The sequence below is a fragment of the Fructobacillus durionis genome (assembly GCF_900112405.1).
GTDB classification, from domain to species: Bacteria; Bacillota; Bacilli; order Lactobacillales; family Lactobacillaceae; genus Fructobacillus; species Fructobacillus durionis.
The window spans coordinates 202,171-216,118 of record NZ_FOLI01000001.1 but is presented as its reverse complement, the minus strand read 5'-3'; the positions used below and the strand labels follow the sequence as shown (position 1 = coordinate 216,118).

Below are 13,948 nucleotides of genomic sequence, written 5' to 3'. Positions count from 1 at the left end.
CAAAATCGGCCATACCAAACGGTACGGCCAGATTGCTTACTTATCAGCTTCTTTAGCTGGCGTATCCGTAAGGCCCTCGTGACCTCCGGTTTCTTCTAGTTTCTCAACCTGCTCAACGAACTGTTCTTGAACCTTGGACGTCGTTTCGTCCTTTACATCGCTCGTGACATTGGCAACGAATTCGATGTGTTGCTTCAAGTTATCAAAAGTCATTGGCGCATCGCCACCGTATTCTCCGTCCAAGTTCACCTTAATTGGGTCGCCGTTCAATGGTTGAATATCGACCTTCGAGGTCTTCTTATAAATCAACTGAGGGTTGTTGACGTGGGCGCCACCCTTTAGTACCTGGGCCGCCAACTGGGCAATCTGCCACATGTTCGACTTTTTAACAATGAGCAAGGTAAACTTTCCATCATCAAGTTTGGCATCAGGAACAATGGTTTCAAATCCAGCCACTGAGTTCGTCAGCGCTAGGAAAATCATTGAGATATCGCCTTCATATTCGCCATCATCATAAGTCACTTTTCCTGAGAAAGGCTTCAAATGAGTTAGCAATTCAGCCCCTTTGACCAAGTAGGCCAAGTAACCATAAAGTGATTTTAACGAAGATGGCACGGCGTAGGTCAACTCTGACAACGTTCCGAGGGCCGCAATGTTCATAAAGTAGTGAACCGGTTGCTTTTCAACTTCTTCGCCATCTTTAGCAGGTTGGTAAGCTTGAATTTCACCGATATCCATCTTAATGGTTTGCTTGTTTAGAATAGCCTTAGCTGCTTTCAAAGGATCATCACGAGAAATCTTCAGAGCCCGGGCGTAATCGTTGGTTGTACCAGCAGGAATGATGGCCATCATGGGGCGCTTATCAAGCGGTGCAATCCCGTTCACAACCTCGTTGATGGTTCCATCCCCTCCAGCAGCAACAATTAAATCAAAACCGGCTTTTGCTGCGCGGGTTGCTTCGTTTTGCGCTGATAGCGGTTCTGGCGTAGTTGCAAAAGTCGAGGTTTCATACCCTGCTTCTTCATAGACATTTAAGATATCAAGCATGTCCCGCTTGACCATCTCACGTCCTGAGCTAGGGTTATAAATAATTCGTGCACGTTTCATCTTCACAATCGGAGCCAATTCGACCGGAGTTGGCTCTTCCTCCTAAATTTCTATGTACACGGGGAAAATCCCCGTTTGAAAGGATGCTTTTCAACAGGTGGAACGGTTATGCCGTTCTTCCGTTAAAGGCACCTTTTTAAATAGACAAATTCTATACAGACTATTACCTTTCACAGGTCAAATCCGATACAAAACCAATCTTTTTATCGCTTATTCAACTCTTCTAAGAGCAACTTGTTCAAGACACCTGGGTTCGCCTGTCCCTTTGACTTCTTCATCAACTGTCCAATCAAGAAACCAGTGGCACGGTCTTTTCCACCCTTGAAGTCTTCAATTGACTGTGGGTTGGCGTCCAAGACTTCGGTAATCCATGGCAACAAGGTTGCTGGGTCAGAAATCTGTACCAAGCCCTTCGCCTTAGCGTAAGCTTCGGGTTCTTCACCTTCCATAATGGCTTCGAAGACCTTCTTCGCCTGCTTCGTTGAGATAGTACCGTCTTCAATCAGCTTCACCATGCCGGCCAAGTGTTCAGGAGTCAACTTCGTGTCCTGCAACTCAACCTGGTTCTTGTTCATGTAGGCGTTCACATCACCAATCAAGTAGTTGGCAGCACGCTTAGCAGCAGCCTTTGAAGAAGCCCCTGCCTTAACCGTGTTATCAAAGAAGTTTGACATAGCCAATGTCTGTGTCAAAACTTCGGCATCGTATGGTTCCAAACCAAGTTCGTCAACGTAATCCTTTTGACGGTCGGCCGCTGACTTTGGCAATTCAGCCGCTACTCGGTCGATCCAAGCTTGGTCAATGTGAATTGGTGACAAGTCTGGTTCTGGGAAGTAACGGTAATCATCAGCCGTTTCCTTAACACGCATCAAGATGGTTGACTTCGTAGGTTCGTCATAACGACGGGTTTCCTGGCGAAGTTGGCCACCGGAACGGATGATCTTAGCCTGACGCTTTTCTTCGTATTCCAAAGCGGCTTCAACGTAGCGGAATGAAGAAACGTTCTTCATTTCAACACGGGTACCAAACTTTGATGATCCGTGTGGACGCAATGAAACGTTAACATCGGCACGCATCTGCCCTTCTTGCATCTTAGCTTCAGATACACCGGTAAAGAGGATGACACGGCGCAATTGTTCCAAGTATGCATAGGCTTCTTCAGGTGAGTTCAACTCAGCCTTTGAAACGATTTCGACCAACGGTGTTCCCTGACGGTTCAAATCGACGTATGAATAGCCATCGGTTCCGTGGGTGTTCTTACCGGCATCTTCTTCGACGTGCAATTCTTCGATACCAATGCGCTTAACGTTACCATCAGGCATCTTAACGTCCAAGTAACCGTTACGACCAATTGGCGTATGCAACTGAGTGGTCTGGTATGACTTAGGATTATCAGGATAAACATAGTTCTTACGATCCCAACGAATGTCTTCCGTAATGTCAGCGTGCAAAGCCATAGCAACACGCATCCCATAATCAATGGCACCCTTGTTGGCAACTGGCAAAACACCTGGATAAGCCCAGTCAATCACGTTTGTGTTTTCGTTAGGTGAATCCCCGTAGTGGACTGGGGATGGTGAGAGCAACTTTGACTTAGTTTGCATCTCAACGTGGACTTCGAGTCCAATTACTGTTTCAAAATTTTCATTTCCCATCAGCTGGCCCCCTTAGAAATCCTTACCGATTGCTGGCACGTTTTCAGCAAAATGGTTCTTTTGCTCAAAGGCGTAAGCCAACTGGTAAATTGTTTGTTCGTCGAAAGCCTTACCAATAATTTGCAAGCCAATTGGCAAACCAGCGTTGAAGCCGGCGTTCACTGACATGGCAGGCAATCCAGCCAAGTTCACGGGGATTGTCAAAACATCACCCATGTACATGGCCTTTGGATCATCAATTTCAGAACCAATCTTGTAGGCCTGAGTTGGTGTCGTAGGTGCCACAATCAAATCGTAGTCTTCAAAGACTTTGTTGAAGTCCTCGATAATCAAGGTACGGATTTGAGCGGCCTTACGGAAGAAGGCATCGTAGGCACCGGCTGACAATGAGAAGGTTCCCAGCATGATACGGCGCTTTACTTCAGGGCCAAATCCTTCAGAACGAGTCTTCTTGTAAACTTCTTCCAAAGACTTGGCATCTGGTGCGCGGAATCCATAACGGATACCATCGTAACGCTGCAAGTTAGAAGAAGCTTCAGACGACATCAAAACGTAGTATGCGGCAACACCGTACTGCGTGTGTGGCAAGGATACTTCAGAAACTTCGGCACCCATTGCCTTCAATTCAGCAATGGCAGCGTTAACTTGCAACTTCACTTCGTCAGAAATACCTTCTTCAAAGTATTCCTTAGGAACGGCAACCTTCATGCCCTTAATTGACTGACCCATCTTTTCAGTAAAGTCAGGAACAAGCAAGTTGGCAGAAGTAGAGTCACGCTCGTCGAAACCAGAGATGGCGTTCAAAACCAAAGCGTTGTCTTTTACTGTACGAGTCAAAGGACCAATTTGATCCAATGATGAAGCCATGGCAAAGAGTCCAAAACGGGACACACGACCATAAGTTGGCTTCATACCAGCCAAACCGTTAAAAGCGGCTGGCTGACGGATTGAACCACCAGTATCAGAACCCAAAGCGTATGGCACTTGACCAGCAGCAACGGCTGCAGCAGAACCACCTGATGAACCACCAGGAACACGACTTAGGTCCCAGGCGTTCTTTGTCTTCTTGTAAGCAGAAGTTTCAGTAGAACCACCCATGGCAAATTCATCCATGTTGGCCTTACCAACGATAACGGCACCAGCCGCCTTCAACTTCTTAGTTGCCGTAGCGTCATAAACTGGTTCAAAGCCAGACAAAATCTTAGAAGCCCCAGTTGTTTCAAGACCTTCCGTTGAGATATTGTCCTTCATGGCCATTGGGATACCAGCCAAGATGTTATCGAAGTTACCCTCTTCATCAGCAACACGTGCTGCTTCCAAAGCGGCGTCTTCGTGCAAGCGAACAAAGGCTTCCAATTCGCCGTCAGTTTGCTTGATATTTTCTAAAGTATCCTTAGTCAACTGCGTAGCAGTCAATTCACCAGACTGCAAGGCTGCATGGATATCTTCCAGTGAGTGTTCGAAGTAATTGTATGTCATTAGGCTTCTTCCCCTCCTGATAAGATGGCAGGAACCTTGATAAGGTCCGCTGCTTCTTCAGGCGCTTGCTTGAGCAAGGCCTTCTTTTCATGCCAGTTGTCCGCCTTATCTTCACGGAGATGATTGACGTTCTTGGTTACGGAGAACGTTGGTTCTACGCCTTCTGTGTCAACCTCAGCCATCTTACCAACGAGGGATACGATATCCTGCAATTGGTTTGTGTAGGCTTCTAGTTCAGCATCGGTAAAAGTCAACTTGGCCAAATCGGCCACGTGGGCGACTTCTTCTTTTGAAATTGATGTTGCCATGTATTCACCTGCATGGCACGCCACAAAGGCGATACCACGGCTTTCCTTTCTAGATTAATTACTGTTCTATTCTACCATTAAAAGGCTTTTCTTGCCCCTTGATTTTCTAGCAAAAGTCCGTATAATTAAGACTGTTGTCAAAACAACTGACCAATTTCTTAGATTAACGTCTCACCGTCGTTTTTCTCAGAACTTGGCGACATTATAGAAAGGTGGAATGATTATGGCCCTTACACAAGAACGTAAGAACGAAATCATGAAAGAATATGCCCGCCATGAAGGCGATACTGGTTCAGTGGAAGTTCAAGTTGCAGTTTTGACTGCTGACATTAACGAATTGAACGCCCACATGGAAATGCACAAGCATGATTTTCACTCACAACGTGGTCTTTTGAAGAAGATCGGTCGTCGTCGTAACTTGCTTCGTTACCTCCGTGGTACCGATGTTCCTCGTTACCGTGAATTGATCAAGCGCTTAGGTTTGCGTCGTTAAGCTACTGCTTTTCAAAAACCAGCATCAAATTTAAGGAGATAGACATATGCCGATCATTGAATCATCTATTCAACGTGTACGCTTGACTAAGAAGCAACACGATCGTAACGAACCTCAACGTTCTGCCTACCGTACTGCTGTAAAGCGTTTCGTTAAGGCTGCTAACGCAGGTTCAGAAGACACTGCTGAATTGTACAAGCAAGTTTCTTCTGCTATTGACCGTGCCCACTCAAAGGGCTTGATCAAGAAGAACAAGGCTTCACGTCAAAAGTCACGTTTGGCTAAGTACGTTAAGTAATTCATTTTAATGAATAAACCCCCTCACCTATTCGGCTGAGGGGGTTTTTGTTTTGCTTAAAATAGATTGGTATGACTACCGGTTTCAATGAATTCCACGTAATGACCATTATAGCGATAAACCAAAACCCAATCCGGTTTAATATGCAGAGCACGCTCTTCTTCTCGATTGATTAATTGATGATCTTCATATGACGCAGGAATGGGCAACCCACGTAAAAGAATTTCAACTATTCTATCAAAATCCTTCTGTTTATATCTACCTCCCTTCATTACTTTTCGATATTGCTTTTTAAATCCATTTACAGGGCGCGCTTCGTACTGATATTCATTCATCTTCGTCATTATTCAAGTACTCCAAAAAATCTTTGGGATTCTTAAATGTCACAAAGTCTCGACTTGCCAAAGCTTTTTTCAATCGCTCATTCGGTTCTTCTATTTTAAAGGGAATATTCCCTACATCTAGCGACTTAATCACAAAATTTTGGAAGGCATCTTCCGCTGTCATCCCCAATTTCTCACAGAGTCTATCAAAGGATACCTTATCACGACTATCTAAATTAATTTGAATTTGTGTGGTCATCTTTTTCTCCTTTTTATAGTATTTTCTGCCGTAAGCATAACAGGTTAAAATCCCCATCACAACAGTCTTAATCGATGTTATACAAAAAAGGACCTACTGTTCAGTAGGTCCTTTTTATATTAATTAACTAACTTAAAATTCAACTTCTCGACTGTCGTACGACCGCCGTTAGCATTCACGTAATTCAATACATCATCAAAAGTTGCTCGGTATTCCTTTGCATCATTTTCACTAAAGGAAAGTGGCTGCTTCTGTGATTCTGTATCATTGGAATTCATGACATAACGATAGTACGCCTTATACTTACCACCCTTTGTATCAGTAGCGATAAACACCGGCGCTGAACCAGGTTGACGCGTCATCGTAATACTTGATGCTGATGCCAAGCCTTTCCAAGAAGCATCCCCATGAACCAATCCGTATATCACAATCATTCGATAAGCTAAATCATCACTTGAACGGAAATCATCCTCGGTCAGCGTATTCGATTGCTGAACAACCGAAGAGTCTCCCTCACTACCTGAATTCTGTTTACTACTTGCCTGAGTTGATGACGAACTGCTCGATTCGCTCACATCTTCATCAACTGTTGCCTCCGACTGAATGTTCTTCTTCCAAGACGTATCCTTTGTCGAACTTTTTGAACTGCTTCGCTCCGTTTTCTCTCCATCAGCAGTCGAAGAATCCAAATCCCTCACCGCCAAAGTCGCAGCGCCCGCAGTCAAAATAATGGTAACGAAAACTGTTACCAAGAATTTTTTCTGTTTTACCACACTGGTCAATCTCCTAAAAATGGTATCGATATCTACCAAACGGTTAAAATATCTTTTCAACCCTTATATTATATACATTTCTTTAAGATTGCAATGAGATGAGCAGAATTTTTCAATAATTAAGTAACAAAGTCTCACACTTCATAACAACAAAAAAAGCAGCTGCCTAAGCAACTGCTTTTTCTTAGCCTTCCATCTCTTCGATCTTCTTAAAGATGTACAACTTACTCAACACATAGTTCGAGATAATAACAAAAATATTCTGAATACCATTCCAAATCAAATCATTCTGGTTTAGGATTCGAACACCAAAGGCTAAAATCAACCAACCTAAAATACCAGTAACAATTCGGGCTAAGTAAAACTGCCAGATTTCTCGAAACAATCCAGGTAAATCACGAACCTCAGATTTAAAGACCCAAATCCGATTCGTTAGATAAGCAAATAAGACGGCCAAGAACCAAGAAGCAATGTATGCCCAAGTATAGCTCCAATGCCAAACGGCTGAAAACAAAGCATAGCTAACAACAGAAACAACAAAGGTCGCTCCGCCGAAGAACAAATAAAGAATTGTTTCTTCATACTTCTTATACAAATCAATTAATTTAGTCATTATATTCCTCAATCAAATAATACTATATCCAATAGCATACAGGACTTATATTAAAGAAACAAACAAAGTTAATGCTTAACTCAATTTCTGAGCATGTGCAGAATAATATTTCTTATTGTCCATCAGCATTCCCTGACCAAGGACTTTATTATTGATCATCGTTGTTTTATCCCCATTAATCTTCAACAAGTAACTAGGCGCAAAAGTCGAGTTATGCTCAAATGAAGTCACAACAAACTGATTGTTTTTCTTGTTACCGTTGGGCAGAACCAAATAAGAATAAGTAAAACTAGATGGGTTAACCCCTTCACCTTGTCCGGCAATGACCAATCCATTCCCGTTCAAAGGCTTATACGTTCCATTAATACCATCTTTCGAACTAAATCCTAAAAGATAGGAGTTCTTCGAAATCTTCTCATCATCAGTCGCCATATGGAATCCCCATGTTGAAGTGAAGACGTACCAACGCCCATCATGCTTAAACAGATTAATACGTTCTAATTCATCATTCGTAGCATTTCCAGTTACCATGGGTTGCATGACTTTTTTAACGGTGAAATCTTTGTTCAATTCAAGCTTTCCAATCGCTCCGTTTGCAAAGTAAGTTTTTTCATACTCAGGACTATTGGAATTTGACTTCAGCCGTTCAGATTCTTTTTTGAAATAAGACTCACTGCCGTAATAAGACTGATTAGAAAAATTATTCTTTCCCTGATAATTTGCAGCCGGGCCTGTATTTCCTTCAAAAGCGAGGTAATATTTATCACCGTCTTGCACAAAATGAGGATCTCGAAGCGTTATATCATCACTAAAGTGAGCGCCCTTTCCTTCTCCCTGGGTAGCCGTTTGGTAAACTTTACCATCCCCTGAAAAAACAGTCTTATGGTCCGTAGTCTTACTATGGTCAACAACTAAACCACTCGACCATTTTTTACCATCCGCTGGATTCAAGGTGATTTTGGCAGTCGTCAATACTTGACCAAAAACACCATTCATTTTAAAGGCGTTTGCATAGAAGATTCGTAAAGTATTATCCTTACTATCCATCATGATAGTGGAACCTGACCACTCCCCAATCGAATGTTGAAAATACTGATCATAATCGTTATCCGCAACTCCTTCAGCTGTGGAGTTAAAGACATAGCCAATAAACTTCCAAGTACTCAAATCGTCTTGCTTAGCCCCATCTTTTTGTAAGAACATCCCCATCTTTGTCGGAGAACCTGTATTACGTCCGTTCTTTGCCGTCTGAGCAACCACTAGCCGATAGCCATGAAAGTTAGCAACTGTTCCATCGGGATTAGTAACTGGCCATGAGTCCCAAACATCCATCGATACTGTTTTTCCAGTCGTACTGTCATAAACCCTCGCATTCGGAAGATTCTTCTTCAAGGAATCATGATCTATCGTTGGCGCTAAATACTTCTTATTAGAAATTAAATCCGGAATATTATTCATATCCGAACGAGTATAAAAAGACGTTTCACCTATTTTATTAGAAGAAGTTTTATCACTGACATTCTGCTGACTTTTCTGCCCACTAATAATAAAAGCGCTAGCAATTCCAATCAACAAGATAGTGGCAAGCCCAACCACCTGATAAAGGCGTTTACGAGATTTAATTTTTTTATTCTTTCGACGTCTTTCCATTTTATTTCCTTATAACTGAACATTCATTTTAAATACACATTAACCATAATATCAAAATTTGCAATAAAAAAACGACTGTGATTCATCATCAACAGTCGATTTTTTAAATAAAGTTAGATAACAGCAACGTTCTGTGAAGCAGGTGCCCCAAAGCCAACAGGTTGTAGGTGGCTGTTTAAGTACCACCATTCACCAGTTGAAATCCAGTAATTAGCACCACGTGCATATTGCAAAGGATCAGCAACAAGGAATCCACCGTTACGATATCCATAAATCATCTGGACGTGGAAGTGATCACGGCCAGCACCCACTTGGAAGTCCCAAGGGATGTATGAAATCACAGGATTATAAGAAAGCAATTGTGCCAAAATTTCATTTGGCCCAGCACCAGTAATATCTTCAGTCTGAACTCCAAAGGCATTGTTCAACTTAGCAGCCAATGGTGCAGCAAGAACAGTCGTAGTATAAGGACGTGCTCCTCCGAATGGGTTACCATTAAATCCTTGGTATGGTGAAACGCCATCTCCATAACCAATTCGGTTATAGATTTCCTGCAAGCTAGGAACACGCTTTCCCTTAGCAGATAAGGCCATCTGGAAAGATACACCTTCACATCCTTCAGGTGCGCCAAGTGCTCCCTGGTTCAAAGACCAGTGTGGGAAGTTAATATCAAGTCCGTCAGTATTCAAGCGGCCGTCGCCAAAAAATGAAACAGATCGACCGTAGATATTTTGTGAACCAGTCAAGAAACGCCCGTCCCCACCTGCAAAGTATACACCGTCATTGTCAGCTACATACTTGTTTGTGCGGAGGAAGAAACTGTTGTTAGTACCAAAGAAGTACTGACCACCATCAATCCAGCGACGTCCTTGAACGGCACGACCTTGATCATCGGTATAGTATGTCATACCCCATGCTTGACGCCAGCCAGCATTTTGACGAACACCGTCAATAAACCAGTAGAAAGTACCCATGTAGTACTTGAAACCAGTGTAAAGGTTACCATTATCATACCAACGGTATCCACCGTTCTGGCTTGATCCATCCCATACATAGCCATTTACTGGACGGCTGTAGTATGAGTTATCGTTTCCAAAGTCATAAAGGCGACCATCGATAATCCGGGTACCTTGAACAGCACGACCATTATCATCCGTATAGTAGGTCATTCCCCAAGCTTGACGCCAACCGGCGTTTTGACGAACACCATCAACGAACCAGTAGAAAGTTCCCATGTAGTAACGGAAACCAGTGAACAACTTTCCATTTTCATACCAGCGATAACCACCGTTCTGGCTTGATCCATCATAAAGGTAGCCAGATGAACGCAAGTAGTAAGTACCATCGTTACCAAAGTAGAAATCCTGACCATTGATGTTACGGTGGCCTTGAACGGCACGACCATTATCATCCGTATAGTAAGTCATCCCCCAGGCTTGACGCCAACCAGCGTTCTGACGAACACCGTCAACGAACCAGTAATATGTTCCCATATAGTAACGGAAACCTGTGAACAACTGACCGTTTTCAAACCAGTTATAACCACCGTTAGCGGTTGATACATCAGGGGAATAAATATAACCACTTACGTGTTGGCTAGCATACTTATCCAGTGCAACGTCACGTGCTGATTTACCAGCTGCTTGTTGATTGTCTTGTACGTTGACATTCTGATTAGCAGATTGTGCGTTTGAAGAAGATGTAGATACTGCATTTTGTGAAGATGATGTAGTATCAGAACCGCTTTGAACTGCCGTTGACCCACTAGTATTTTCAGAAGAATTAGCAGCCGCATATGCCGCTTGATTTCCTGACGTTTGAGCTGAGTTAGTTGACTCAGCGGAAGCAGTATTGGCACCAAGGATTGCAGTCGCCGTTACAACAGCCATTGCTACCCAAACCTTTCCTGCCTTATATAACTTTTTATGCATTTCTATCGCTCTCCGTAATTTTTTTGAAACAATAATAAAATAATTATAACACTAAATGAAAGTTAAAATAATTAAATAAAAAAGCGAAAGGCTCTACCTTCCGCTTTTAAAGTGTCTTTTTCTAAATTACTTAATATTTTGGGCAGTTGTTTTGTAATATTTACCAGAATCAACTACCGCACCCTGGTTTAACAAAATATTATTATTCACACTTGTCTTATCACCATGTACTTCAATTTTCATACTTGGAGCAAAAGTTCTGCTACCTTGAAAGGCCGTTACAATAAATTCGCTCTTATTCTTTTTATTAGAAGGAATAGCCAAGTATGAATACATCATATTCTTTTTATCTAAGGGAATATCGGAGGCCAATACCAAAGCATTACCGTTTAACGGACGGTATGTGCCATTGATACCACCATCTGAAACCCAGCCCAACATGAATGTCTGTGACTTCAATGCAGGATCTGAAGAAGCTAGGTAGATGCCCCATACAGAAGTAAAGAGATACCAACGTCCCTTGTATTTAACAAGGTTAGGGCGTTCAAACATATCATGCGTTGCATTAGAGGTCACCATTGGTTTCATGACCTTTTTAACTGTGAAATCCTTATTTAGCTCTAATTTACCCAAAGCTGAATTAGACAGGTAGGCCCGGGCATATTCTTCCGATTGCTTATTAGCCTTCAACCGCTCTACTTCAGACTTAAAGAGCGAGTCACTACCATAGTAAGCTTGGTTATTAAAGTTATTGTTACCTTGATAATTAGCTTTTGTTCCGGTATTTCCTTCAAACGTTAAATAATACTTATCACCATCTACTACAATATGAGGATCACGCATGGCGAAAGAATCAGTGACACCATTCTTTTTTTCAATTTGATCAACGGTCTGATAATATTTACCATCCCCAACAAAAACAGTCTTATGGTCTGAGGCCTTTGCGTGATTAATACTTAAACCGCTTGACCAGTTCTGACCATCCTTTGGATCAACCTGAATTTTGGCAGTTGTAAGAGCCTGAGCCTGCCCTTCCTTACCGACTTTATTTGTATAGAAAACTCGTAAAGTATTGTCATTTTTATTCAACTGAACGGTTGAACCAGACCATTCACTTACAATTTGATCAAGATACTTATCCTTTTTGGATTTATCGCGTCCTTCACCAAACGTATTAAAGACGTCACCAATGTACTGCCAGGATGAAATATCATCATCCTTTACGGAGGCCTTTTGAATATACATACCGAGTTTTACACCCGAAGAGTCTTGACGAGCCCCTTTTGCAGTTAAACCAATGACGATATGATAGCCGTGATAATCAGCTACATTTCCATCCTTATCAGTGACAGGCCAAGAGTCCCAAACTAGCACATCCTCTTCTTTATTTGTCGCAGCATCCCACACCTTTCCGGATGGGACATCTTTCATTAAGGCCGTATTTGTGACTTGCGGTGCCTGGTACTTTTTTTCTTTAACTTGCGAACTTAAAGATAATAGATCAGCCCTCGTGTAATGCGTCGTTTCACCCTCACTTTTATGCTGATATTTGTAGGTAGCAACACTCCCCAATGTAATTAAAGCGATTGCAACTAACCCAATGTGAATCCCGGACTTCATCAAACATCTCTCCTGTTTCAACTTACTCTCATGATTTACCTATTCATTATATAAAAAGTCCGTAAACAAGTCATTGTTTACGGACAATTACGTTATTTCAATAAAATCCCCTGGAGATCAAAGTGAACATTATATCCCGTGTTAGGGAAGATATCCGTTTGATTTGAGGATAGTTCCTCTAATTGATAATCCACGGCAAACTTCTTTTGTGGATAATATGAGAGTTTTGGAACCTTAACAACCTCACGGGAAGACTTCTTGCTATCAAGCACTTCATAACGCTCCCGAATGGCTTGATTAGACTTATGGGCATCCACAGTGCCAACCGCTACACGGTATAAGCCTAGAGCAATAATACAAAAAGCAAAGGCTCCAGCAATGTAACGAGTTTTTACCTGCTTGCCTTCAAATAAGGTGGCTAGCAAGCGAACCAATGCAATAATTAAGAAAATCGATCCGCCAAAGAAAGAACGACCGCCATCTTGTCCCATCGGTGCAAATGAAAGAACATAAATCGTTGCTAATCCAGCAATGGTAAATAGAGTACTTTCAATCACCTTTGCCCAACCCTTATATAGAATAACCAAAACGGTCAAAACCAAAAGTAAGAGTAATAAAGCTAAGTAACCGTGGTATAAGGATTTAGTTACCTCTTTAAATCCAGTTTTAAAATGGGTAAAAGTCGACTGGTCAAACCACCAAGCAGGCATCTGTGCATGTGTACGCGCACTGTTACCTGGCGCTAATACTAGAAAAGCGTAACCGATAATAAATCCGATAACTGATAAGGCTTGGCTAACCGCCCATTTAAGCTGCTTCCAATACTTACCCAACACTAGATAAAGAAGGACAGCTAACAAACCTCCACCAGCAGTATTTTCATTGGACCAGCCTGCAATAAAAGCAAAAACTGGTAATAAATACCACCAATTGGAAGAAAAACTTATTTTTTTATGATACCACTGATAAAACGGCAAAATAAAAAGTAAAATCAACACTGTCGTCATCAGATAATTACCAGCACCTGCTCGCCAAAACATTGTTTGACCAATAACAGGTGCAAAGGCCATTACAGAAGAAAATGAAAGCAAAAGGATTGCCCAATTTTTAGTGGACGAATTCTTTGCAAACTTTCCAATTAGCCAGAACAATCCAACTGAAACTACTGCAATCGCTAAGCTTGCGCCAATTCCTTGGCTTGCTATGAGCAGCCGCCAAAGGGTCTGCCCCACTGCACGACCATTCCAGCCAAAATAATCAGCATGTGCTTGATTATATAGGCTAACGAAAGTTTGATGTGAACTCACATAAAGGTCATCATCAAAAAGCGGTGTATCCAAGTTCATTACTAGAAAATAGATAAAGAATATGATGGATAATCCCCACCAAATAATCGATTTTTTATCAAAAAGTTTACGCATTAACTGCTCTCTTTCAAT

Annotated in this window: 14 protein-coding genes; 2 read left to right on the top strand and 12 right to left on the bottom strand. The window is 42.0% G+C overall.

The features are described 5' to 3' along the window. Positions 1–36: 36 nt before the first annotated feature. The 4 genes from BMZ93_RS01020 to gatC form a co-directional block, all read right to left on the bottom strand. Positions 37–1,107: a diacylglycerol kinase family lipid kinase gene (locus BMZ93_RS01020; RefSeq protein ID WP_091501912.1), complete on the bottom strand. Its 1,071-nt coding sequence runs from the start codon at positions 1,105–1,107 to the stop codon at positions 37–39. Between the two features lie 203 nt (positions 1,108–1,310). Further along, positions 1,311–2,762: an Asp-tRNA(Asn)/Glu-tRNA(Gln) amidotransferase subunit GatB gene (gene gatB, locus BMZ93_RS01015; RefSeq protein WP_091501315.1), complete on the bottom strand. Its 1,452-nt coding sequence runs from the start codon at positions 2,760–2,762 to the stop codon at positions 1,311–1,313. 12 nt (positions 2,763–2,774) lie between these two features. Next, a complete protein-coding gene (gatA, locus tag BMZ93_RS01010; RefSeq protein ID WP_091501313.1) occupies positions 2,775–4,241 on the bottom strand; it encodes an Asp-tRNA(Asn)/Glu-tRNA(Gln) amidotransferase subunit GatA in 1,467 nt (488 codons plus the stop codon). Further along, positions 4,241–4,549 (bottom strand): Asp-tRNA(Asn)/Glu-tRNA(Gln) amidotransferase subunit GatC, encoded by a 309-nt coding sequence (gene gatC, locus BMZ93_RS01005; protein WP_091501311.1) that lies wholly within the window; start codon positions 4,547–4,549, stop codon positions 4,241–4,243. The genes gatA and gatC overlap by 1 nt, the downstream gene beginning before the upstream one ends. Before the next feature lie 223 nt (positions 4,550–4,772). On the opposite strand from gatC, the gene rpsO reads away from it, so the two are divergent. Continuing rightward, positions 4,773–5,042, top strand: coding sequence for a 30S ribosomal protein S15 (gene rpsO, locus BMZ93_RS01000; protein WP_091501309.1), 270 nt, complete (start codon positions 4,773–4,775; stop codon positions 5,040–5,042). Positions 5,043–5,088: 46 nt separating this feature from the next. Beyond that, positions 5,089–5,340 carry a 30S ribosomal protein S20 gene (gene rpsT / locus BMZ93_RS00995; RefSeq protein ID WP_091501307.1) on the top strand — a complete coding sequence of 84 codons (252 nt, stop codon included), beginning with the start codon at positions 5,089–5,091 and terminating at the stop codon, positions 5,338–5,340. Between the two features lie 56 nt (positions 5,341–5,396). On the opposite strand, the gene BMZ93_RS00990 is transcribed toward rpsT, so the two are convergent. The 8 genes from BMZ93_RS00990 to BMZ93_RS00955 form a co-directional block, all read right to left on the bottom strand. Continuing rightward, positions 5,397–5,684 (bottom strand): type II toxin-antitoxin system YafQ family toxin, encoded by a 288-nt coding sequence (locus BMZ93_RS00990; RefSeq protein WP_091501306.1) that lies wholly within the window; start codon positions 5,682–5,684, stop codon positions 5,397–5,399. Beyond that, complete coding sequence (locus BMZ93_RS00985) at positions 5,668–5,922, bottom strand: type II toxin-antitoxin system RelB/DinJ family antitoxin (protein ID WP_091501304.1); 255 nt, start codon at positions 5,920–5,922, stop codon at positions 5,668–5,670. The genes BMZ93_RS00990 and BMZ93_RS00985 overlap by 17 nt, the downstream gene beginning before the upstream one ends. 119 nt (positions 5,923–6,041) lie before the next feature. Further along, positions 6,042–6,695: a hypothetical protein gene (locus BMZ93_RS00980; protein ID WP_091501302.1), complete on the bottom strand. Its 654-nt coding sequence runs from the start codon at positions 6,693–6,695 to the stop codon at positions 6,042–6,044. 184 nt (positions 6,696–6,879) lie between these two features. Continuing rightward, positions 6,880–7,308: a GtrA family protein gene (locus tag BMZ93_RS00975; RefSeq protein ID WP_091501300.1), complete on the bottom strand. Its 429-nt coding sequence runs from the start codon at positions 7,306–7,308 to the stop codon at positions 6,880–6,882. A 75-nt stretch (positions 7,309–7,383) separates the two neighbouring features. Then, the gene (locus BMZ93_RS00970) at positions 7,384–8,958 is read right to left on the bottom strand and encodes a glycoside hydrolase family 68 protein (protein ID WP_091501298.1); all 1,575 of its coding nucleotides are present in this window, start codon (positions 8,956–8,958) and stop codon (positions 7,384–7,386) included. A 113-nt stretch (positions 8,959–9,071) separates the two neighbouring features. After that, entirely contained in the window at positions 9,072–10,889 is a 1,818-nt protein-coding gene (locus tag BMZ93_RS00965; protein ID WP_091501297.1) for a C39 family peptidase, read from the bottom strand. A gap of 126 nt (positions 10,890–11,015) precedes the next feature. After that, positions 11,016–12,509, bottom strand: coding sequence for a glycoside hydrolase family 68 protein (locus BMZ93_RS00960; protein WP_091501295.1), 1,494 nt, complete (start codon positions 12,507–12,509; stop codon positions 11,016–11,018). A gap of 92 nt (positions 12,510–12,601) precedes the next feature. Then, positions 12,602–13,930: a DUF3329 domain-containing protein gene (locus BMZ93_RS00955; RefSeq protein WP_091501293.1), complete on the bottom strand. Its 1,329-nt coding sequence runs from the start codon at positions 13,928–13,930 to the stop codon at positions 12,602–12,604. Positions 13,931–13,948: the final 18 nt, after the last annotated feature.